Origin of the sequence: Kitasatospora sp. YST-16 (assembly GCF_026802215.1) — a bacterium.
Taxonomy (GTDB): Bacteria; Actinomycetota; Actinomycetes; order Streptomycetales; family Streptomycetaceae; genus Kitasatospora; species Kitasatospora cineracea.
On the sequence record NZ_CP113837.1, the window covers coordinates 3,743,830 to 3,764,967 of the forward strand.

Here is a 21,138-nt window from a genome sequence, read left to right on the forward strand (position 1 = left end):
CGTAGACCGCAGTCTGGCCCGAGATGGACGAAGCCCCTGGCGCAATGGCGCAAGGGGCTCTTGCACCGAGAGATTACCTGAGGAAGGACCGGTCGTGTCGTCGCTGTCCACGCCCGTATCCCGCCCCCCGGACGACGCCGGGGCCCCCGGGCCGCTGCTGGTCCTGCTCGATCCGTCGGCCCGGGAGGCCGACGGCGAATCGGTGCGGATCGCCAAGGACGTGCTGTGCGGCGGTGCCGACGTCAAGGTCGCGCTGCCCGAGAGCCCGTCCGAACTCGACCGGGTGCTCGCCCACCGGGGCAGGCGCCGGGCGGTGGTGATCGGGTCCGACCAGGCGCTCCAGCGGGTGCTCCAGGCCCTGCACCGGCAACGGGAGTTGGACGCCGACCCGGTCGGGCTGGTCCCGGTCGGCGGCCCGGTCGCCACCGCCACCGCCCGGCTGCTCGGCGTGCCCCCCGAGCCGGTCGCGGCCGCCCGCGCGGTGCTGGCCGGCGCCGCCCGCCGGCTGGACCTGCTGCTCGACGACGGCGGCGGCGTGGTGCTGGCCGAAGTGCGCTTCACCGGCCCGCGCCAGGGCCGGACGGGTGGTTGGCGTTCGCTATGGGCGAAATTGGCTGCGGCCGAGCAGGCGAGCCCCGCCGGACCGGAGGAACTGCGCATCGAGGCTGACGGCCGCCTGCTGGCCGACGTCCACCAGCGGGTGCGCCACCTGCGGGTGGCCATGGTCGACGGCGCGATGGAACTCGCCCTGGACCTCGACGGCCGCCCGCAGCGCCACCGGGCCGGCCTGCTCACCGTGGCCGGCCGCGGCTTCGGCTACGAGGCCGACGGCTGCCCGGTCGGCCCGGTCCGGCACCGCACCTGGACGGTCCGCCCGGACTCCTGGCGGCTGCTGCTGCCCGCCGCCTGAACGGCGGCGGGCCCCGGTCACCCAGCGTGAGCAGGCTCACGTTCCGGTGGCCCGTCCACTGTGCGAAGCCCTGATGACAAGGGCGTGAAGGCGGCCACCCGCTGTGCGAAAAGCTGGTAAGCGGCGGTATCTACGCGCGTACCAGGAGGCTGCCATCAGGCCGTTCGCCCGGGCTGCCCTAGACTCGGAGACGTGCCACGTGGTGACGGACGACTCAACCACGACCTGCTCCCCGGCGAGAAGGGCCCCCAGGACGCTTGCGGCGTCTTCGGTGTCTGGGCTCCCGGCGAGGAGGTCGCCAAGCTCACGTACTTCGGCCTGTATGCCCTGCAGCACCGCGGACAGGAATCCGCGGGCATCGCAGTGAGCAACGGCTCCCAGATTCTCGTCTTCAAGGACATGGGACTCGTCTCCCAGGTCTTCGACGAGACCTCCCTGGGGTCGCTGCACGGGCATATCGCCGTCGGACATGCCCGCTACTCGACCACCGGGTCCTCGGTCTGGGAGAACGCCCAGCCGACCTTCCGCGCGACCGTTCACGGTTCGCTGGCCCTCGGCCACAACGGAAACCTGGTCAACACCGCCGAACTCGCGGCGATGGTCGCCGAACTGCCGGGCGAGGAGCACGTCTCCCGCTCCGGCCGGACCGCGGCCACCAACGACACCGACCTGCTGACCGCCCTGCTGGCCGGCCACCCGGACCTCTCCATCGAGGAGACGGCCCGCAAGGTGCTGCCGGACGTCAAGGGCGCCTTCTCGCTGGTCTTCATGGACGAGCACACGCTCTACGCCGCCCGCGACCCGCAGGGCATCCGCCCGCTGGTGCTGGGCCGGATCGAGCGCGGCTGGGTGGTGGCCTCCGAGACCTCCGCCCTCGACATCGTCGGCGCCAGCTTCATCCGCGAGGTGGAGCCCGGCGAGCTGATCGCCATCGACGAGAACGGCATGCGCACCTCGCGCTTCGCCGAGGCCAAGCCCAAGGGCTGCGTCTTCGAGTACGTCTACCTGGCCCGCCCGGACACCACCATCGCCGGCCGCAACGTGCACCTCTCCCGGGTGGAGATGGGCCGCAAGCTGGCCGCCGAGGCCCCGGTCGAGGCCGACCTGGTGATAGCGACCCCGGAGTCCGGCACCCCCGCCGCGATCGGCTACGCCGAGGCCAGCGGCATCCCGTTCGGCTCCGGCCTGGTGAAGAACGCCTACGTGGGCCGCACCTTCATCCAGCCGAACCAGACCATCCGCCAGCTCGGCATCCGGCTCAAGCTCAACCCGCTCAAGGAAGTCATCCGCGGCAAGCGCCTGGTGGTCGTGGACGACTCGATCGTCCGCGGCAACACCCAGCGCGCACTCGTCCGGATGCTCCGCGAGGCCGGCGCCGCCGAGGTGCACATCCGGATCTCCTCGCCGCCGGTGAAGTGGCCGTGCTTCTTCGGCATCGACTTCGCCACCCGCGCCGAGCTGATCGCCAACGGCCTGTCGGTCGAGGAGATCGGCCGCTCGCTGGGCGCCGACTCGCTGGCCTACATCTCGATCGACGGGATGATCGAGGCCACCAAGCAGCCCAAGGACCAGCTCTGCCGGGCCTGCTTCGACGGCGAGTACCCGATGGAGCTGCCCGACCCGGCGCTGCTCGGCAAGCTCCTGCTCGAAGCGGAGATCGCGGGGGGCCAGGCCAAGCAGGCCGTCCGCGGCGGCAAGCAGACCAGCGACCTCGACGGCGTGCAGTCGCTGCTGGGCGGCGCCGGCGCGGCGGACGCGCTGCGACGCCCGTAACCGTGCGCACCGCCCCCGGCCCGGGTGCCGGGGGCGGCGGTACCACCACTTCGAAAGGGCCACACCAGGTGACCAGCAACGAGACCGGGGCGACCTACGCCGCCGCGGGTGTCGACATCGAGGCCGGCGACCGTGCCGTCGAGCTGATGAAGCAGTGGGTGAAGAAGAGCAACCGGCCCGAGGTGGTCGGCGGGCTCGGCGGCTTCGCCGGACTGTTCGACGCCTCCGCCTTCAAGCGCTACGAGCGCCCGCTGCTGGCCACCGCCACCGACGGCGTCGGCACCAAGGTCGCCATCGCCCAGGCCATGGACAAGCACGACACCATCGGCCACGACCTGGTCGCCATGGTCGTCGACGACCTGGTGGTGTGCGGCGCCGAGCCGCTGTTCATGACCGACTACATCTGCGTCGGCAAGGTCGTTCCGGAGCGGGTCGCCGCGATCGTCAAGGGCATCGCCGAGGGCTGCACGCTGGCCGGCTGCGCGCTGGTCGGCGGCGAGACCGCCGAGCACCCGGGCCTGCTCGGCCCGGACGACTACGACGTCGCGGGCGCCGGCACCGGCGTGGTCGAGGCGGACGCGCTGCTCGGCCCGGACCGGGTCCGCGCGGGCGACGTGGTGATCGCGATGGCCGCCTCCGGCCTGCACTCCAACGGCTACTCGCTGGTCCGGCACGTGCTGCTGAACCAGGCGGGCTGGTCGCTGGACCGCCGGGTCGAGGAGTTCGGCCGCACCCTCGGCGAGGAGCTGCTGGAGCCCACCAGGATCTACTCGCTGGACTGCCTGGCGCTGGCCCGGGCCACCGAGGTCCACGCCTTCTCGCACGTCACCGGCGGCGGCCTGGCCGCCAACCTGGCCCGGGTCATCCCGGACGGCCTGCACGCCCGCCTGGACCGCGGCACCTGGTCGCCGCTGCCGGTGTTCCGCACCGTCGCCAAGGTCGGCGCGATGCAGACCCTGGAGATCGAGAAGACCCTCAACATGGGCGTCGGCATGGTCGCCGTCGTCCCGCCGGAGTCGGTCGACACCGTGCTCGCCGTCCTGGAGGACCGCGACGTGGAGGCCTGGCTGCTCGGCGACGTGGTCGAGCGCACCGACGAGCACGACGGCGGCGCCGCCCTGTACAACGCCTACGAGGCGTTCTGATCCGAGGCACGCCGAGGGGCCCCGCCGCACCGCGGTGGGGCCCTTCGTGTTCCCGCTCGCCCTCCGGACGCCACGCGGACGCCGAAAACCGGCCCGGCGCTCACGGGGAGCGCTCGGACCGGCCGGGTCGGAGTGCGTTACGCGCGGCGACGAGCCGGAGGGGTGTCCTCGTCCTCGTCGTCGTCGTCGTTGTACCTGTCCGCGTACGCCGCGTAAGGGTCGTCCTCTTCGTCGTCGTCCTCGATCGGCTCAGGCTCGATCGCGGTGGACGGAGATACACCCAGCTCGTGAGACAGACGGTTTGCGTCGAACCCGCCGCTGTTGTACTTCAGCTCGCGGGCGACCTTCGTCTGCTTGGCCTTGGCCCGGCCGCGCCCCATGGGTCGACCCCCTCAACGGTGGGGCTCACGGCCCCGAGTCTGACACGTGTTGATGATCAGGTCCGGCCTGCCCGAAGTGGGAAACCGTCCCTTGGAGCATTAACGGTACCTGTTTCCGCCGCCGGACGGTACGTCGCCGGTGTGACGTGGCGCGCACCCGAGCCCCCCCGAACCAGGTCCGCCCAGGTCAGAGGGGAATTCCGGAGCTTTCGCAGGCTGTCCGGCCCAGGGCCGGTCCCGTCGTTCCTACGGAGATTATCCCCCGAAGGGGGCGCGGTATCGCCCGATCGGGGGACGGACTGAGAATCCGGTTCCACATCGTGATGCGCGGGGTCGGGCGGTGCCGGCCCCGCGCATCACGGGCGGGCGCGGTCAGCTCCGGCGGGCCGCCGGGAGGAGCACCGAGCGCAGCGCGCTGATCTCCCGCATCCGCTTCTCGGCGAGCCGGTCGGCGGCCACCGCGGGCGGGATCCCGTCGGCGGCGGCCCGGGTGAAGATCTCCAGGGTGGTGTCGAAGATCTTCGTGGCCTTGTTCTTGGCCCGGTCGAAGTTGAAGCCCTCGATCTCGTCGGCGACCTGGATCACGCCGCCGGAGTTCACCAGGTAGTCGGGCGCGTACAGGATGCCGCGGTCGGCGAGGTCCTTCTCGACGCCCGGGTGGGCCAGCTGGTTGTTGGCCGCGCCGCAGACCACCGCGGTGCCGGCCGCGCCGAGCACGGCGACGGTGTCGTCGGTGAGCGCGCCGCCGAGCGCGCACGGGGCGTAGACGTCCAGCGCGGAGGAGAGCAGGGCGGCGGTGTCGGCCACCACCTCGACCTCCGGGTGGGCGGCCCGGACCCGGTTCACGGCGGCCTCGGAGACGTCCGTGACGACCACGGTGGCGCCGTCCGCGACCAGGTGGCCGACCAGGTAGTGGCCGACCTTGCCGACGCCCGAGACGCCGACCCGCCGGCCGCGCAGGGTGGGCTGGCCCCAGCGGGCCCGGGCGGAGGCGCGCATGCCCTGGAAGACGCCGAAGGCGGTCAGGATGGAGGAGTCGCCGGCGCCGCCGTGCTCGGGCGAGCGGCCGGTGACGTGGGAGGTCTCGCGGGCCACCACGTCCATGTCCTGCACGTAGGTGCCGACGTCGCAGGCGGTGATGTAGCGGCCGCGCAGGGACTCCACGAAGCGCCCGTAGGCGCGCAGCATCGCCTCGTTCTTGTCCTTGTCCGGGTCGCCGATGATCACGGCCTTGCCGCCGCCGAGGTCGAGCCCGGCGAGGGCGTTCTTGTAGCTCATCCCGCGGGAGAGGTTCAGCGCGTCCTGCAGCGCCTCCTCCTCCGTCCCGTACGGGAAGAAGCGGGTGCCGCCCAGGGCCGGGCCGAGGGCGGTGGAGTGGACGGCGATGATCGCCTTGAGGCCGGAGGTGCGGTCGTGGCAGAGCACGACCTGCTCGTGGCCCTCGCCGTCCTGGCCGGTGCCGAAGATCCGGCTCAGCACGCCTGGTGCGGGGTGCGTGGTGTGTACGTCGGTCACGGTGGTGACTCCAGTAAGGATGGCCCGCGGCGGTGGTGCGGGCGTCTGATCGAAGCCTAGCCCCGGGAACGCCTTCGAATCTGCCCCCCGGAGGCCCCTGGCGCATGACGACCGAAGCCTTTCGCCCGACGGCCTGACGCTTTCGGGGGGCGCGTGCGACGATGCGGAGCGTGACCGTCTGGCGCACGACCGTGCTTCCTCCGTACACCGCGCAGCTGCGGGTCTACGAGCCGCTGGCCGCCTTCCCCGAGCCCGACCGCGCCCGCTGGCAGGCGTACGCCGCCGAGCACGGGCCGGACGCCGAGGGGCCCTCCCGGCCGGTGACCGCGGCGGCGCTGGCCGAGCAGCGGGCCGCACTGGCCGCGCTGGCGGCCCTGACGCCCCGTCCGCTGCCCGAGCAGGAGGACGGGCGGGCGTTCGTGCGGGCGCTGGACGGGGTGGTCTACGTCTGCCCCTGGACGACCCGGCTGCGGGGCTGGCTGGCGCTCCAGGAGCTCCAGCGGACGCTGCCCGCGCACCTGGTGGACACCGTGCTGCCGCCGGCCCTGCGGACGGCCGCGGAGGCGGACCGGGCGCAGTGGCAGCAGGAGCACCCCGACGCCCGGCCGTGGATCGCCTCCAGCCGCTGGGAGGTGCCGCTGCGCTGGTTCCTGCCGTTCGGCGAGGAGGACCGCCGGCACGTGCCGGCCGGCGAGTACGGCTCGTCGGGGGAGGGCGAGCGGCCGGAGCCGGCCGCGCTGTTCTACCTGACGCCGATGGTGCAGGCCCGCCGCCGGGTGGCCCGGGCCTACCGGGTGCTGCGGGAGCGGGCGCCGGGCGGGCCGCTGGTGGACGGCGCGGAGGAGGTCGGGCGCTGGCTGGAGGAGTTCCACCCGCGCTCGCTGGTGGAGCTGGACTACGGCGGCCTGGCCCGGCTGCTGGGCCCGCGCGCGCTGGCCGAGGAGCGCTCGGTGGGCGAACTGGCGGACGGGCTGGGCTCCTTGCGGGCCGGGGACACCACGGCGGCGCTGCGGGCCTACGAGGTGCTCACGGCGCGCTGGCGGCGGGTGCTGGCGCTGCGGCAGGCGTCCTGACCGGGCGGGGCTTCGACCGGGGCGGGGGCGGGCATCGTCCGACGGGGCGTCAGAAAATTGCCACTGGCCGAATGCCGGTGCCGAGGGGGAGGATGGTCCATACCATTGCCGCGGTTTCCGGGACCATGGTCCCGGATCGGGTCAATCCCCATGGAACGTGATACTACTCACCGTTGACGCGAACTCAGACCTATATGCCAAAATGGGACAACCAGCCCAAGCTCACTCAGGCGTGCCGCACCGTGACCGGACGTCACCGCTGCGTGACTGTCCGCTATGGGGTGGTCCGGGGCCTTCCGCCGCTCTTGAACCCGTGAGGGGTCAATTTTGACGGTTTGGCCGATGGGGCTGGACGGATGGTGTAGTTGTAGACACCAGGACAAGCCGTTCGTCCTATAACCGACTCGGCCCGTCCGTGCCATTTCGGGCATCGCGGGTCAAGGTGCAGAATTTGAAGGATAGAACCGCCTGGTTCGGTTCTCCGAGGAGGCCGCTCATGACCGCTCGTACCCCTGACGCCGAGCCCCTGCTGACGCCGGCAGAGGTCGCCACGATGTTCCGTGTGGACCCGAAGACCGTGACCCGCTGGGCCAAGGCAGGCAAGCTCACGTCGATCCGGACTCTCGGCGGCCACCGCCGCTACCGCGAGGCGGAGGTGCGTGCCCTGCTGGCCGGTATTCCGGCCCAGCGCACCGAGGTCTGATTCCCCGTTTCTCGACCGGGCAGCCCCCCGACTCCGCCGGGCCGGGGCGCCGCCGACAGCCTTGAGGGCCGTTCCCTCCGACTCCGCCGGGTCGGAAGGGCGGCCCTTCGGCATGTCCGGAAGTGCGCCGGAGGGCGGAACGGGTGATTCCCTTTGGGGCGGCTGGGGGAGGGGGGCATTACCGGGAATGGCAGTACAATTTTACATATTAAATCAGGGTGCTTTGCGGAGATGTCCTGGAAGTCGCATCTCGAAAGGCGTTCAGTGACGGTGATCACAGCGGCGTTATCTTGTGGCGCGCCCGGAAACGCGATAAGGCCCGGAACCTTACGGTTCCGGGCCTCACGCTACTGCGATCCCGACGGGACTTGAACCCGCGACCTCCACCTTGACAGGGTGGCGAGCTAACCAACTGCTCCACGGGACCAGTGTTCTGATCCTTGCCCGCCTGCTCTCGCCTGCGAACAAGACAGACTGTACTGCATGGCGACCCCCCAGGTCGAACCGGCTCCGGAGGCCCCCGGAGCCGGCTCCCGACCCGGCTCAGAGGGTCGCCGCGGCGGCCTCCATCGCCTTCAGGATCCGCTTCTCCGACACCGGGCTCGGCGTCCCCAGGCCCTGGGCGAAGAAGCTCACCCGCAGCTCCTCGATCATCCAGCGGACCGCCCGCACCTCCGGCGACGGCTCCCGGCCCGCCGGCACCTTCGCCAGCAGCTCCCCGTACGCCTGCTGCACCGCCTGCACCTTCGCCAGGTGCTGCAGGTCGCGCTGCGGGTGGTTGGGCAGCGCCTCCAGGCGGCGGTCCACCGCCAGCAGGTAGCGCTTCAGGTCGCCCAGCCGCTGCCAGCCGGTCTCCGCCACGAAGCCCGGGTGCACCAGCGAGGCCAGGTGCAGCCGGACGTCGTTCACCGCGGACAGCAGCACCGGGCTGGAGACCGACTTCAGCCGGGTCGACGCCTTGTGGAAGGCGATCAGCGCCGTCGCCGTCTTCAGCGTGGTGTCCGCCGACAGCTCGTACAGGTCCGCCCGGACCTTGTCGTACAGCGCGCCGAACGCCTCCGCGTCCCAGACCACGCCGCCGTTGAGCGTCATCAGGCGGTCGGTCGCGGCCGCCACGATGTCCTCGAACAGGGCCGGGACCGAGCCGTGCGGGTTGTACGACAGGGCGAGTTTGGCCTGGTTGCCCAGCCGGCCCTGGATCGACTTGGCCGGGGAGTTGACCTGGAGCATCAGCAGGCGGCGGGTGCCCGCCCACATCGAGCGCTGCTGGGCCTCCGGGGTGTCGAACAGCTTGATGCCCACGCCGGTGCCCTCGTCCACCAGCGCCGGGTAGGCGCGCAGCGAGTGGCCCTTGGAGCGCTGCTCGAAGGTGCGCTGCAGGACCGGCAGGTCGGCCGGCCAGGCGGTCAGGCCGGTGCGCTCGATGCCGCGGCCGGACGCGGCGCTGGAGAGCGTCGCGGACAGCTTCGGCTGGAGCTTCAGGCGCAGCTCCTCCAGGTCCTTGGACTCGGCGAGCTTCCGCTTGCCGTCCACCACCCGGAAGGTCACCTTCAGGTGGTCCGGGATCCGCTCCTCGTCCCACGCCTCCGGCGGGATCGGCAGGCCCGACATCCGGTGCAGCACCCGCTCCAGCGTCGGCAGCAGCCCCTCGGCGGAGCCGACTCCGTTTACAGCCTGGCGGTCCGTCAGCTCGCGCATCGCGGCCCGGGCGTAGTCCGGGGCCGGGACGAAGTTGCGGCGCACCGCCTTCGGCAGCGAGCGGATCCAGGCCGTCACCAACTCGGCGCGCAGGCCCGGGATCTGCCAGTCGAAGCCCTCCGAGACCACCTGGTTGAGCACCGCCAGCGGGATGTGCACCGTCACGCCGTCCGCGTCGCTGCCCGGCTCGAACTGGTACGTCAGCGGGAAGCGCAGCTTGCCCTGCTGCCAGAAGTCCGGGTAGTCGGCCTCGGTGACCCCGTCCGCCGAGTCGTTGATCAGCATCGACTTCTCGAAGTTGAGCAGGTCGGGCTGGTCGCGGCGGGTCTTCTTCCACCAGGAGTCGAAGTGCCGCCCGGAGACCACGTCCTCGGGCAGCCGGGCGTCGTAGAAGTCGAACAGGGTCTGGTCGTCCACCAGGATGTCCCGGCGGCGGGCCCGGTTCTCCAGCTCCTCGACCTCGTCGAGCAGCTTGCGGTTCTCCGCGAAGAACTTGTGGTGGGTCTCCCAGTCGCCCTCCACCAGCGCGGTGCGGATGAACAGCTCCCGGCACAGCTCCGGGTCGATCCGGCCGTAGTTGACCTTGCGCTGGGCGACGATCGGCAGCCCGTACAGCGTCACCTTCTCGTACGCCAGCACCGCGCCGGCCTTCTTCTCCCAGTGCGGCTCGCTGTACGTGCGCTTGATCAGGTGCGCCGCCAGCGGCTCCACCCACTCCGGCTCGATCTTCGCGTTGATCCGCGCCCACAGCCGGGAGGTCTCCACCAGCTCCGCCGACATCACCCAGCGCGGCGGCTTCTTGAACAGCCCCGAACCCGGGAACACCGCGAACCGGGCGCCGCGGGCGCCCGCGTACTCGCGCTTCTCCACGTCGAACAGGCCCAGGTGGGAGAGCAGGCCCGACAGCAGCGCCTGGTGGATCCGGTCCGCGTCCGGCTCGGCGTCGTCGAGGGGCTCGTCGATGGTGACGCCGAGCTGCTTGGCGATGGTGCGCAGCTGGACGTAGACGTCCTGCCACTCCCGTATCCGCAGGTAGTTGAGGAACTCGGACTTGCACATCCGGCGGAACGCCGAGGAGGACAGCTCCTTCTGCTGCTCCCGCACGTAGCGCCAGATCGACAGGTAGGACAGGAAGTCGGAGGTCTCCGACTGGAAGCGGCGGTGCCGGTCGTCGGCGGCCTGGCGCTTCTCGGCGGGGCGCTCGCGCGGGTCCTGGATGGAGAGCGCGGCGGCGATCACCATCACGTCCCGGACGCAGCCGAGGCGGTCGGCCTCCAGCACCATCCGGGCCATCCGCGGGTCGACCGGCAGCTGGGCGAGCTTGCGGCCCAGCGGGGTCAGCCGCTTGCGGTGGTCCTTCTCGTCCGGGTCGAGGGCGCCCAGCTCGTGCAGCAGGTTGACGCCGTCCTTGATGTTCCGGGAGTCCGGCGGGTCGAGGAACGGGAAGGCCGCGATGTCGCCCAGGCCCGCCGCCGTCATCTGCAGGATCACCGAGGCCAGGTTGGTGCGCAGGATCTCGGCGTCGGTGAACTCGGGGCGGGAGAGGAAGTCCTCCTCCGAGTACAGCCGGATGCAGATGCCGTCCGAGGTGCGGCCGCAGCGGCCCTTGCGCTGGTTGGCGCTGGCCTGCGAGACGGCCTCGATCGGGAGGCGCTGCACCTTGGTGCGGTGGCTGTAGCGGGAGATCCGGGCGGTGCCCGGGTCGATCACGTACTTGATGCCGGGGACGGTCAGCGAGGTCTCGGCGACGTTGGTGGCCAGCACCACCCGGCGGGAGTTGGACCGCTGGAAGACCCGGTGCTGCTCGGCCGAGGAGAGCCGGGCGTAGAGCGGGAGGATCTCGGTGAACTTCAGTTTCAGCTTGGTCAGCGCGTCGGCGGTGTCGCGGATCTCGCGCTCGCCGGAGAGGAACACCAGGATGTCGCCCGGCCCCTCGGCCTGGAGCTCCTCGACGGCGTCGCAGATGCCCTGGATCTGGTCCCGGTCGCGGTCCCGGTCGTTGCCGTCCTCGTCGTCGAGGTCTTCGTCCTCGACCAGCGGGCGGTAGCGGACCTCCACCGGGTAGGTGCGGCCGGAGACCTCGATGATCGGGGCGTCGTCGAAGTGCGCGGCGAAGCGCTCCGGGTCGATGGTCGCGGAGGTGATGACCACCTTGAGGTCGGGGCGGCGGGGCAGCAGCTGCTTGAGGTAGCCGAGCAGGAAGTCGATGTTCAGGCTGCGCTCGTGCGCCTCGTCGATGATCAGGGTGTCGTACTGGCGCAGGTCCCGGTCGGTCTGGATCTCGGCCAGCAGGATGCCGTCCGTCATCAGCTTCACCAGGGTGTCCTGGCCGGCCTGGTCGGTGAACCGGACCTTCCAGCCGACCGCCTCGCCCAGCGGGGTGTCCAGCTCCTCGGCGACCCGCTCGGCCACCGTGCGGGCGGCGATCCGGCGCGGCTGGGTGTGGCCGATCAGGCCCTGCACGCCGCGGCCCAGCTCCAGGCAGATCTTCGGGATCTGGGTGGTCTTGCCGGAGCCGGTCTCGCCCGCCACGATCACCACCTGGTGGTCGCGGACGGCGGCCAGGATCTCGTCCTTCTTCTGCGCGACCGGCAGCTCCTGCGGGTACCGGATCACCGGCACCGCGGCCCGGCGGGACGCCACCCGGGCCTCGGAGCGGTCGAAGTCGGACGCCAGCTCGGTCAGCACCTGCTGCCGGCCCTCGGCCGACCTGACCTTGCGGGTGCCCTCCAGGCGGCGGCCGAGCCGCTGCGCGTCGCGCAGCATCACACCGGGCAGCCGGGCGGCCAGCTCCGCGAACGTGGGGGCGGGCTGCGGGGCTACGGGAGAACTCACTGCGGGCATCCCTCTAGGTTGCATAAGGCCGGGGTCGGGGCGCACCTCGGTTTTGTTTGTTTCGAGCCCCCAGTGTCACAGGCCCGGCGGGCGGACGGCGAACAGCCGCCGCGGCCCCTTCCGCCCCCGTTCCCCGGCAGCGGCGGTCGGTACCCGCCCGTTTCCCTCGGGGCCGGTACTGACTAGCCTGGGAGGAACAGCTTTTCGGGGAAATCACGGGGAAACAGGGGGACCGCCATGGATCTGTGGGGAGACGTCAAGCACCTCGCCGGTGACGTGGTCAAGGTCGGCGAGGACATCGTCATGGCGCCGGCCGAGATCGCGCACTGGGCGCTCGGCAAGATGTTCGGCGACGCCGACGCCGAACTGAACAAGATCGCCCAGGAGCTGGCCGAACTGGGCAAGCAGGTCGACGGCCTCGGCCGCGAGGTCAGCGCCGTGCTCGGCGGCCTGACCTGGCACGGCGCGGCCGCGGACGCCTTCATCGCGCACGCCCAGGGCCGCGTCCGGGAGCTGAACTCCGTCGCGGACGAGCTCGGCCAGCTCGGCGACTCGGTCAAGCAGCTCGCCAACGTCCTCTGACGATCCTCCGACGCGACCGGCCGGCGGACGCCGGCCGGCGCGACGACCGACCGCAGCACACCGGACCCGGCCCGTACGGGCCGGGCCGACCACAGGGGGAAACAGCACGATGGCGGGGAATCAGTTCGGCTTCCAGCCGGGTGAGCTGCAGAAGATCCAGCAGGATTTCGCGCAGATCAACCAGCGGATGGAGGAGATGTCGGGCCGGCTCGGCGAGATCAAGGCGACCGTCGCCAAGGCGGCCGCCACGGATGTGTTCTCGGGCTGGATCATGGGTGTCCTCGGGGCCGGCCAGATCCTGGCGGAGGTCGCCAAGGACGTCCAGAACATCAACGCCCGGGCCGAGGCCCTGGCGAAGACCAAGGAGAAGCTCACCAAGGAGCTGGGTGAGGACGCGGCGAAGATCAAGCAGCTGATCGCCTCGTACGAGGAGGTCGAGCGGAAGATCGCCGAGGAGCTCAAGCGCCAGCACACCGAGCAGGAGAAGCCGAAGTCGCCGCGGACCGGGATCGACAGCGTCGACAAGGGCAAGGGCGGCGGGACGGGCGGGACCGGCGGCGGTGGTGGCGGTGGCCACACCGGGACTGACGGCGGTGGCGGGCACACCGGTGGCGGTGGTGGCGGTGGCCACGACACCAGCGGGAACGACGGCACCGGGATCGTTAGCGGCCCCGGCGGCAAGCACGACGGGCCGAAGATCAAGGACCGGTCGACCGGCGACTGGAAGACCAAGATCGTCAACGGCAGCGGCTGGGACTCCTGGTCCGACCACCGGCACCCGCGCAACGGCGAGGGCGTCGGCGTGAAGGCCCAGCCCAAGCTGGACGGGGTGTCCGACGAGCGCAAGGCCATGGTGGAGCGGGCCATGGAGCGGGTCCAGCGCCGGCTCGGCTACAGCCAGGGCGCCGTCACCAACGGTTACCGGGTCGACTGCTCCGGCTTCCTCTCCGCGGCCTGGGGCCTGCCCGGCCCCGGCACCGTCACCGGCTCGCTGATCAGCGAGTCGGGCGGCATCGCCCACCACATCGCCCGCCAGGACCTCCAGCCGGGCGACGCGCTGGTGGTCCACCACACCCGCGGCGACATGGAGCAGCACGTGGTGCTGTTCGGCGGCTGGGCGGACGCGGCGCACACCCGGGCGATCATCCTGGAGGACTCCGGCAGCCAGGGCTGCATCTCGCACGAGGAGCCGATGTCCAAGCTGGCCGAGTACACCCCGATCCGCAAGAACGGGATGTAGCGCGGTCCGACGCGCCGTCGGGGCCGTTCCTCCCGGACCGCCGGGGGAGCGGCCCCGACGCGTGCGCCGGTGTGCCGGTGGCCGGTGGGCCGGTGGTCGGCGGCTCGGCGGCTCGGCGGCTCCGGGGGACGCCGGCCGTCCGGTTAGGGTGGATCGATGAACGATCAGCAGCGGCCGGGATTCGAAGCGGACCCGGCGACGGTCCATCCGGTGGCGCGGGTGCTCCTCGGGGTGGCCGGGGCGAGCCTGATCGTGGTGGGCGTGGTGCTGCTGGTGCTGCCCGGGCCCGGGATGCTGCTCCTGCTGGCCGGGATGGTGCTGGTCGCCCGCGCGGTGCCGGCCTTCGCCCGGTACGTGGAGCCGGTCCGGGTCAAGGCCATGCAGGGCGTCGAAGCGAGCGTCGCCTCGGGCTGGCGGATCGCGGGCTCGGTCCTGGCCGGTCTCGGGCTGATTGCCGCGGGCGTCGTGGCGGTGCTGGTCCCGTCCCTCCCGATGGCCGGCTGGGCGACCGGGACCAGCCTGGTGCTGTCCGGCCTGATCCTGCTCGGCCTGCTGGCCTGGAGCCACCGCCGGGTGCACGGGCCGCGTGGCTGAGACCTCCCGGGGCCGCCGGGCGGTCCGGCCGGTCGGTGGGCGGTCCGGCCGGCGGCCGGACGGGCGGTTCAGCGGGTGAGGTGGAAGGCGAGGCGGGCGGCGGCGCGCAGCGGGAGCGGTGGCCGGGGAGGGCGAAGGCGGCGCGCAGCGGGGCGTCGAGCAGGGCCGCGGCGAAGGCGGGGGCGTGGCGGGCGAGGCGGCGGGGGAGGCGGGCGGCGAAGAGCGGGGCGACGGTGTGCCAGAGGCGGCGGCCGGCCTCGCTGGGGGCGAACCTCGCGGTCTCGAACTCCCGCATCCAGGCGGCCGTTCCGGCCAGGTCGGGCCCGGGCGGCGGCGGGAGGTGCAGGGCCGCGGCGAGGTCGGCGGCGAAGGCGGCGGCCGCCTCGCGCTCGGCGGGGGTGCCGTCCGCGAACTCGACCGGGCAGACGGTGAAGCAGGCCAGCACGTAGCGCATCAGCTCGGCGTCCACGCCGGGGAGCCGGTGCATCGCGGCGAGTTCGGCGACGATCCGCTGCCCGTCCGGGCTGTCCACGCCGTGGCCGATGAGGGCGAACATCATGGCGCCGGTGGCCTTCGCGCGGGCCTTCGGGGCGGACGCCAACTTGCCGGTGCGGTCCAGGACTTCGGCGATCTCGGGGACGGCGAAGGTGCGCACGAAGCCGAGCGTCAGGCCGACCCGGGAGCGTTGCGGGCGCCGGTGCAGGACGAGGGCGGCGAACGCGTCCCGGGGCGGTGCGGGGGTGCTCACGCGAGGGGTTCCAGGGCGCGGTCCAGCAGCGGGGAGCGCAGGTAGGAGGCGACCAGGACGAGGTGGGCGCGTTCCTCGGCGGGCGCGGTGTCCAGGCCGGGCAGGGCGGGCTGCTCCTCGCGGGGGCGGGGGACGGTCCCGGCGGCGAGGGCGGCGACGGCGGAGCGCATCGCGGCGGCGACCACCAGGGCGTCGCGGTGGCTGGGGGCGAGCGAGGCGCGGCCGGCCAGGCGCTGCGCGGCGTGGACGGCGGCGGGGTCGACGAACGGACGGAGCGTCAGCTGGCCGTCCCGGATCTCCAGGCCGCGCCGGGTGGTGCGCCATTCGAGGTCGCGCAGGGCGAGGCGTTCGCGCCAGGCGGGGGAGGGCGGGCCCTCCAGGGCGAGGCGGCGGTCGGCCCGGTAGACCAGGTCCCAGAGCGGGCGCAGGGCGCGGAAGTCGCGGCGGCGCACGGCCCACGCGGCGCCGGCCGGGCCGGCGAAGCCGCAGGTGATGCCGATCGCGCCGAGCGCGGCGAAGGCCGGGCCGAGCGCGGTGCTGAGCCACTCGGTGCCTTCGACGCCCGCGTGGGCGAGGGCGATCGCGGCGATCTTGCACAGCACGTAGCCGCAGGCGGTGAGCGCGCCGAGGGCGATCAGCCGGATGCCGCGGCGCAGCCAGCCCTCGGGCAGCCGGGCGGCGTGGCCGAGGCAGACCCGGCCGATGTCGATCAGCGCGTAGGCGAACAGGCCCTGGTAGAGCGCCAGGAACAGGGCGGTGGCGGTGCGCGGCGCGAAGGTGGTGTCGAAGGTCAGCGGGGTCTCGGGCCGGTACGGGCCACCGGCCAGGAACAGCACGGCCAGGACGGGGACGAGGGCGGCGAACACCGCGGTGCGGCGGCGCACCCGCTGCCGCAGCCGGTCGTCCAGCGGCGCCCACATCAGGGCGCCGGCGCGTTCCTCGGGCGGGGTCCAGACCAGGGCGAGGACCACGGCGGCGGCGGAGAAGCCGACGATGCCGAGGTAGACGAACAGGGTGGCCAGGTTGCCGACGCCGGTGAGGTGCCCGATGCCCCGGTACAGCAGCGGGGAGGCCAGCAGGAAGGCGGTGGCCGGGGAGGCGATCGCCAGGGCGACCACCAGCAGGCCGAAGGACGGGTCGCGCCGCCAGGCCCGCAGCTTCAGTGCGGCGACCAGCCAGGCAGCGCTGCCGATACCCAAGTAGACCAGGTTGTACGGCAGTTCAGACATGCTGTCCTTTGCGGTGCTCCAGCGCGGGGGCGAGCTGCGAGGTGGTGCCGGCGCCGGGTGCGAGCACCAGGATGCGCATCAGCTCGGCGCCGAGCACCTCGGCCTCCTCCTCGGCGGCGTCGTCGTAGTGCGAGCGGCCGAGCACCAGCCGGAGCATCTCCGGGTCGATGGTGGGCAGTTCGACCCGGGCGGTGTCCGGGTCGAGCAGCGCGGGCTCGGTCAGGTGGCCGCACAGCAGGTGGGCCAGTTCGTGGCAGACGATGTGCGCCCGGTGCAGTCCGGAGGTCTCCTGCTCGACGTGGACGACGTCCTCGGCGGGCAGGCGCTCGACGAAGCCGGAGGGCTCGCCGACCCGCATCCGGCGCGGGGCGATCCGGATCGGCCGGTCCAGGTGCGCGGAGACCGCCGCGCACAGCTCCTCGACGGTGCTCAGCGGCGGCAGGCGCAGGTCGCGCGCGACCGCCCGCATCCGGCGGCGGGTCCGGCCCAGTCCGCTTCCCACACCCCGCACGTCGACCCCTTCCGGCAGCCGCCAGTGTCCCAGCGGCACCTGCTGGCGCTCCGTCACGTCTCCGGGCCGGCCTCGTCCGGCTGCCCGTCGTTCAGGCCCACGGCCCGCCGCAACTGCTCCACAATAGTGAGTGCGGCGTCCTGCATCTCCGGCGGCAGCCCGGCCGCCCGCATGGCGATCCGCTCGACCCGGGCGTCCCGCAGCGCCTCGATCTTGCGCAGGTCCTGCTCCACCGCGCGGGCGGTCTCCGAATCGGAGAAGTAGTCGAGCGGGACGCCGAAGAACTTGGCGATCCGGACGGCGTTCTCCAGGCTCGGCTTCTGGGTGCCCTTGCGCAGGTTGCCGATGTACGTTCCGCTCAGCCCGGTGCCTTCGGCGATCTCGCTGTCCCGCCAGGGACGGCCGAGGTCCTTGGGGTAGATCACCGCTATCAGGCGCCGGAAGCGGCTGGCGAAGTCCGGGGCTTCGGCGCGGGGGGTTTCCTGGGGCATGTGCCGGATCATAGAGGCTCCTTACCCCCGGGCGTATCCCTCGATGGTCCTGTTCTGCACGATCGTTGGGGGATTCGTGCCCAAAACGTGGCGGTCGGTCGCCCGACGATCGGGACCTTCGTTGAAAAATCCACGATAGTTGACACACCGTGGACCAGGTCGGCAGGATCGGCATCCGGATGCTCGGGCGCCGTTGCCCCACGGGGGTGGGCAGCGGCGCTCGGTTGTTCGCGCTCGTTCGCGCGCCCGCCGGTCGGCGGGCCTTCGGAGCGGATTCCTCCGCTACTTTCGCGCCATCTTCCGTTTCCCGCAATGTTGTTGGGGTTGGATACGCTTCGCGGGTTCGCGCCCGGCGGCATTCCCGGCGGCCCTCCCGGCCGTCCTCCGGGGTGCCCTTTCGAAAGGCCGCGCAGCCGATGGCCCCCCGCCTCTCCGTCGTCGTCCCGGTGTACAACGTCGAGCGCTACCTCGCCGCCTGCCTGGACTCGATCGCCGAGCAGACCTTCGCCGACCTCGAGTGCGTCATGGTCGACGACGGCTCCACCGACAGCAGCGCCGCCATCGCCGAGCGGTACGCCGGGCGCGACCCGCGGTTCCGCCTGGTCCGGCAGCAGAACCAGGGCCTCGGCGCCGCCCGCAACACCGGCGTGCGCCACCTCGACCCCGGCACCGAGTACCTGGCCTTCGTCGACAGCGACGACGTGCTGCCGCCGGACGCCTACCGGCTGATGGTCGAGACCCTGGACAGCACCGGATCCGACTTCGCCACCGGCAACGTGCTGCGGCTGCGCACCGCCGGGCTGGAGCCCTCGCACGTCCACGTCCGCCCGTTCGCCGAGACCCGGCTGCGCACCCACGTCAGCGAGCACCCCTCGCTGGTCACCGACCGCACCGCCTGGAACAAGGTCTACCGGCGCTCCTTCCACGCCGCCGCCGGCCTGGACTACCCCGAGGGCATGCTCTACGAGGACGCCCCCGTCAGCGTCCCGCACCACTTCCTGGCGAAGAGCGTCGACGTGCTGTCCGAGCCGATCTACCACTGGCGGATCCGCGAGGACGGCGACAGCTCGATCACCCAGCGCCGCACCGACCCGCGCGGCCTCGCCGACCGGGTCCGCTCCATCGAACTCGTCCGCGGCTGGCTGCTCGACCGGCCCGAACCCGTCTTCCGCGAGCACCTGCGGGCCTACGACCACAACACCCTGGTCGAGGAGATCCCGATGTTCTTCTGGACCGTCCCCGACGGCGACCACGACTACCGGTACGCCTACCACCGGCACGTCACCCGGCTGGTCAGCGCCATCGGGGCCGACCGCCTCGCCGCCCTCCCGCCCTTCCTGCGCCTCAAGTACCGCCTGACCGTGGCCGGCCGGGTGCACACCCTGGCCAACGTCCAGCGGATGCACCGGCGGGTGCGCAACACCCGCAAGGCGGTGCGGCGCAAGCTGCGCTGACGGGCCCGCCCCGGTGCCGGGGCGGGCCGACTCCCCTGCCCGTCACGCCCCGGCGATGGCCTCGGCGGTGGTTTCGGCAGCGGCTTCGACGGTGGCCCCGGCGGTGGCCTCGGCGGGGGTCAGCCACTCGACGAACTGGACCACCACGCCGTTCGGGTCGGTGGTCTGGAACAGCCGCTCGCCCCAGGGCTCGTCGCGCAGCGGCATGGTGATCGGCGCCCCGGCCTCCCGCAGCCGGGCCTCGGCGCCGGCGGCGTCGTCCACGGTGAAGGCCAGGATCAGTCCGGCCGCGTGCTGGTCGCGGAAGCCCTCGGGCAGGACCTCCAGGCCGCGGCGGAGCAGGACCACGTTGAGCCCGGCGTCCGGGTGGCCGAGCGAGACGAAGCCGTCGGCGGACATCTCCTCCCGGAAGCCGAGGTGCTCGGAGAAGAAGGCGGCGGAGGCCGCGACGTCCTCGACGGTCAGGGACACGGCGGATCGGTTGATCTTCAAGGGGAGTCCTTCCGGATCGGTCATGCGTATGCGTACGGGCGTGCGCGGGCGCGGCCCGGGATGCGCGGCGCGAGATGCGGGCCACCATCTCCGTACGCAGTACACTATACAAAGTACGGAGATTTTTGCATGGGAGAATCCCCCGCATGGCCAGCAACCGGAGCAGCGCCGGAGACCCCGCGCACACCCTCGCCCTGCTCTGGGGCGTCCCCACCGCCGCCACCGGCGGCCGGCGCGGCCCCCGGCAGGCCCACTCACCGGCCGCGATCGCCGCCACCGCCACCCGGATCGCCGACGCCGAAGGGCTGGACGCCGTCACCATGCGCCGGGTCGCCCAGGAACTCGGCCTCTCCCCGATGGCGCTCTACACCTACGTCCCCGGCAAGGCCGAACTGCTCGACCTGATGCTCGACACCCTCTACGCCACGATGCCCCGCACCACCCCCGTCGGCCCCGGCTGGCGGGCCCGCGCCACCGCCGTCGCCGACGACAACCGTGCCCTGTACGCCGCCCACCCCTGGACCGCCGCCGTCCCCACCACCCGCCCGCCGCTCGGCCCCGGCCTGATGGCCAAGTACGAGTACGAGCTCTCCGCCCTCGAGGACACCGGCCTCGACGACGTCAGCCTCGACGCCGCCCTCACCCACCTGCTCGGCTTCGTCCAGACCTGCGCCCGGGCGGCCGCCGACGAACGCGCCGCCCAGCAGGACAGCGCGATGAGCGACCAGCAGTGGTGGGAGGCCAACGCCGACCTCCTCGCCCGCGTCCTCGACCCCGCCCGCTACCCCGTCGCCACCCGCGTCGGCGCCGCCGCCGGCCAGGCCCAGGGCGGCGCCTACAACGCCGACCACGCCTACGAGTTCGGCCTCCCGCGCATCCTCGACGGCCTGGCCGCCCTGATCGACCGGACACCCTGACCCGGGCCGCCCGGCGCGGCCGGCGGCGGAACGACCGCTAGAAACCGCCCATGCGCTCCGGGGTGTCCCGGTTCGAACGCTTCTGCCGTCCAGGAGAGGCCGTTGTCGAGCGCCGCTGTCCGAGCCGGTCGGCGTCGGTGTTGGCGTCAACCGGTGGTGGGCAGTGCGAGCAGGCGTGGGTCAGTACGGCAGTAGGTCGCTCGTGATCAGGTCGAAGTCGAACGGCTCGGGGATGTGCAGCGTCTCGCCGAACTCGATGTCCTCACGGCGGTGGTACTTCGTACCGTCGGGCCGGCTGAACAGGGTGACGGTCTTCTGCCTGGCGTCGACCAGCAGGTACAGCGGGATGCCCATCAACGGGTAGTCGCGCACCTTCCCCACCCAGTCGTTCTCCGGGTTCGAGGGGGAGACGAGCTCGACGGCGATGGCGGCGAACTCGGACGGGACCTGGTTGTCGGTCGTTTCCAGTGCCTCGCTCGGAAGGTACGTCAGGTCCGGGTTGCGGCTCTTGCCGACGTGGGGTGACACCAGGTCGGTGTTCTCGCTCGGCAGCAGATCGACCGGGGCGTGCCTGTCGAACTGGCGGCGGACCAGCAGCAGGTTTCGCTGGTGGATCCCCGAGGGGCTGACCATCATGACGATGGTGTCGCCCGAGATCTCCACCTTGAACCCGTCGGGCAGGCTCCGTCGGGCTTCTTCGAGGAGTGCGAAGTGCTCCGGGTTCATGAGGGGTGTCTCCTGGGGTGCGCCGGGCAACCCCCTCAGAGTAGTCCGGGGCCCGGGCCGACAGTGCTCGTGCGCGGTGTTCGCCGCGGCGCCCGTTCTCCGGCCCCCCGCGAGGCCCCGAT

The 21,138-nt window shown here is 72.3% G+C and carries 18 protein-coding genes and 1 tRNA gene; 10 read left to right on the forward strand and 9 right to left on the reverse strand.

What is annotated here, in order from left to right; all coding sequences use genetic code 11:
• Positions 1-94: 94 nt before the first annotated feature.
• The 3 genes from OU787_RS17115 (at position 95) to purM (ending at position 3,828) form a co-directional block, all read left to right on the forward strand.
• A complete protein-coding gene (locus tag OU787_RS17115) occupies positions 95-910 on the forward strand; it encodes a hypothetical protein (RefSeq protein ID WP_030459254.1) in 816 nt (271 codons plus the stop codon).
• A 192-nt stretch (positions 911-1,102) separates the two neighbouring features.
• Positions 1,103-2,683, forward strand: a complete 1,581-nt coding sequence (gene purF / locus OU787_RS17120; protein WP_268659874.1) for an amidophosphoribosyltransferase — start codon at positions 1,103-1,105, stop codon at positions 2,681-2,683.
• A gap of 68 nt (positions 2,684-2,751) precedes the next feature.
• Positions 2,752-3,828, forward strand: coding sequence for a phosphoribosylformylglycinamidine cyclo-ligase (gene purM, locus OU787_RS17125; RefSeq protein ID WP_030459252.1), 1,077 nt, complete (start codon positions 2,752-2,754; stop codon positions 3,826-3,828).
• Between the two features lie 137 nt (positions 3,829-3,965).
• Here the strand turns inward: purM and OU787_RS17130 are convergent, their stop codons facing one another.
• Both OU787_RS17130 and OU787_RS17135 read right to left on the reverse strand, forming a co-directional pair.
• The gene (locus OU787_RS17130) at positions 3,966-4,208 is read right to left on the reverse strand and encodes a DUF3073 domain-containing protein (protein ID WP_030459251.1); all 243 of its coding nucleotides are present in this window, start codon (positions 4,206-4,208) and stop codon (positions 3,966-3,968) included.
• 372 nt (positions 4,209-4,580) lie between these two features.
• The gene (locus OU787_RS17135) at positions 4,581-5,723 is read right to left on the reverse strand and encodes a Glu/Leu/Phe/Val dehydrogenase dimerization domain-containing protein (RefSeq protein ID WP_123553723.1); all 1,143 of its coding nucleotides are present in this window, start codon (positions 5,721-5,723) and stop codon (positions 4,581-4,583) included.
• Positions 5,724-5,884: 161 nt separating this feature from the next.
• On the opposite strand from OU787_RS17135, the gene OU787_RS17140 reads away from it, so the two are divergent.
• Complete coding sequence (locus tag OU787_RS17140; protein ID WP_030459249.1) at positions 5,885-6,796, forward strand: hypothetical protein; 912 nt, start codon at positions 5,885-5,887, stop codon at positions 6,794-6,796.
• Between the two features lie 496 nt (positions 6,797-7,292).
• A complete protein-coding gene (gene bldC / locus OU787_RS17145) occupies positions 7,293-7,499 on the forward strand; it encodes a developmental transcriptional regulator BldC (protein ID WP_030459248.1) in 207 nt (68 codons plus the stop codon).
• A gap of 353 nt (positions 7,500-7,852) precedes the next feature.
• On the opposite strand, the gene OU787_RS17150 is transcribed toward bldC, so the two are convergent.
• Both OU787_RS17150 and hrpA read right to left on the reverse strand, forming a co-directional pair.
• Positions 7,853-7,926 (reverse strand) — tRNA-Asp (locus tag OU787_RS17150).
• Positions 7,927-8,042: 116 nt separating this feature from the next.
• Positions 8,043-12,041: an ATP-dependent RNA helicase HrpA gene (hrpA, locus tag OU787_RS17155; RefSeq protein ID WP_030459247.1), complete on the reverse strand. Its 3,999-nt coding sequence runs from the start codon at positions 12,039-12,041 to the stop codon at positions 8,043-8,045.
• Between the two features lie 228 nt (positions 12,042-12,269).
• On the opposite strand from hrpA, the gene OU787_RS17160 reads away from it, so the two are divergent.
• The 3 genes from OU787_RS17160 to OU787_RS17170 all read left to right on the forward strand — a co-directional run bounded on the left by OU787_RS17160 (position 12,270) and on the right by OU787_RS17170 (position 14,448).
• The gene (locus OU787_RS17160; RefSeq protein WP_051816754.1) at positions 12,270-12,614 is read left to right on the forward strand and encodes a hypothetical protein; all 345 of its coding nucleotides are present in this window, start codon (positions 12,270-12,272) and stop codon (positions 12,612-12,614) included.
• Between the two features lie 109 nt (positions 12,615-12,723).
• Positions 12,724-13,854 carry a hypothetical protein gene (locus tag OU787_RS17165; RefSeq protein WP_051816753.1) on the forward strand — a complete coding sequence of 377 codons (1,131 nt, stop codon included), beginning with the start codon at positions 12,724-12,726 and terminating at the stop codon, positions 13,852-13,854.
• Between the two features lie 156 nt (positions 13,855-14,010).
• Entirely contained in the window at positions 14,011-14,448 is a 438-nt protein-coding gene (locus OU787_RS17170) for a PGPGW domain-containing protein (RefSeq protein WP_051816752.1), read from the forward strand.
• Between the two features lie 744 nt (positions 14,449-15,192).
• Here the strand turns inward: OU787_RS17170 and OU787_RS17175 are convergent.
• Genes OU787_RS17175 through OU787_RS17185 form a run of 3 tightly spaced genes read right to left on the reverse strand, consistent with a single transcriptional unit; the run spans position 15,193 to position 17,427 of the window.
• On the reverse strand, positions 15,193-16,425 hold the full coding sequence (locus OU787_RS17175; protein ID WP_030459242.1) for an MAB_1171c family putative transporter: 1,233 nt from the start codon (positions 16,423-16,425) through the stop codon (positions 15,193-15,195).
• Positions 16,418-16,936, reverse strand: a complete 519-nt coding sequence (locus tag OU787_RS17180; RefSeq protein WP_157852256.1) for a hypothetical protein — start codon at positions 16,934-16,936, stop codon at positions 16,418-16,420. Before OU787_RS17180 ends, OU787_RS17175 begins: the two co-directional genes overlap by 8 nt.
• A gap of 53 nt (positions 16,937-16,989) precedes the next feature.
• Positions 16,990-17,427 (reverse strand): helix-turn-helix domain-containing protein, encoded by a 438-nt coding sequence (locus tag OU787_RS17185; RefSeq protein ID WP_063759586.1) that lies wholly within the window; start codon positions 17,425-17,427, stop codon positions 16,990-16,992.
• A 416-nt stretch (positions 17,428-17,843) separates the two neighbouring features.
• Here OU787_RS17185 and OU787_RS17190 point away from each other — a divergent pair, with 416 nt between their 5' ends.
• The gene (locus OU787_RS17190; RefSeq protein WP_030459239.1) at positions 17,844-18,881 is read left to right on the forward strand and encodes a glycosyltransferase family 2 protein; all 1,038 of its coding nucleotides are present in this window, start codon (positions 17,844-17,846) and stop codon (positions 18,879-18,881) included.
• Positions 18,882-18,923: 42 nt separating this feature from the next.
• Here the strand turns inward: OU787_RS17190 and OU787_RS17195 are convergent, their stop codons facing one another.
• The gene (locus tag OU787_RS17195) at positions 18,924-19,373 is read right to left on the reverse strand and encodes a VOC family protein (RefSeq protein WP_268659875.1); all 450 of its coding nucleotides are present in this window, start codon (positions 19,371-19,373) and stop codon (positions 18,924-18,926) included.
• 146 nt (positions 19,374-19,519) lie between these two features.
• Between OU787_RS17195 and OU787_RS17200 the strand changes: the two genes are divergently transcribed.
• On the forward strand, positions 19,520-20,290 hold the full coding sequence (locus tag OU787_RS17200) for a TetR/AcrR family transcriptional regulator (protein WP_268659876.1): 771 nt from the start codon (positions 19,520-19,522) through the stop codon (positions 20,288-20,290).
• A 180-nt stretch (positions 20,291-20,470) separates the two neighbouring features.
• Here the strand turns inward: OU787_RS17200 and OU787_RS17205 are convergent, their stop codons facing one another.
• Positions 20,471-21,016 (reverse strand): Uma2 family endonuclease, encoded by a 546-nt coding sequence (locus tag OU787_RS17205; protein WP_030459236.1) that lies wholly within the window; start codon positions 21,014-21,016, stop codon positions 20,471-20,473.
• Positions 21,017-21,138: the final 122 nt, after the last annotated feature.

Coding starts and splice junctions, on each gene's coding strand:
- OU787_RS17200 (WP_268659876.1), top strand. CDS start 19,520: ATGGCCAGCAACCGGAGCAGCGCCGGAGACCCCGCGCACACCCTCGCC.
- OU787_RS17140 (WP_030459249.1), top strand. CDS start 5,885: ATGCGGAGCGTGACCGTCTGGCGCACGACCGTGCTTCCTCCGTACACC.
- OU787_RS17190 (WP_030459239.1), top strand. CDS start 17,844: ATGGCCCCCCGCCTCTCCGTCGTCGTCCCGGTGTACAACGTCGAGCGC.
- OU787_RS17170 (WP_051816752.1), top strand. CDS start 14,011: ATGAACGATCAGCAGCGGCCGGGATTCGAAGCGGACCCGGCGACGGTC.
- OU787_RS17185 (WP_063759586.1), bottom strand. CDS start 17,427: ATGCCCCAGGAAACCCCCCGCGCCGAAGCCCCGGACTTCGCCAGCCGC.
- OU787_RS17160 (WP_051816754.1), top strand. CDS start 12,270: ATGGATCTGTGGGGAGACGTCAAGCACCTCGCCGGTGACGTGGTCAAG.
- bldC (WP_030459248.1), top strand. CDS start 7,293: ATGACCGCTCGTACCCCTGACGCCGAGCCCCTGCTGACGCCGGCAGAG.
- OU787_RS17205 (WP_030459236.1), bottom strand. CDS start 21,016: ATGAACCCGGAGCACTTCGCACTCCTCGAAGAAGCCCGACGGAGCCTG.
- OU787_RS17165 (WP_051816753.1), top strand. CDS start 12,724: ATGGCGGGGAATCAGTTCGGCTTCCAGCCGGGTGAGCTGCAGAAGATC.
- OU787_RS17130 (WP_030459251.1), bottom strand. CDS start 4,208: ATGGGGCGCGGCCGGGCCAAGGCCAAGCAGACGAAGGTCGCCCGCGAG.
- hrpA (WP_030459247.1), bottom strand. CDS start 12,041: ATGCCCGCAGTGAGTTCTCCCGTAGCCCCGCAGCCCGCCCCCACGTTC.
- OU787_RS17175 (WP_030459242.1), bottom strand. CDS start 16,425: ATGTCTGAACTGCCGTACAACCTGGTCTACTTGGGTATCGGCAGCGCT.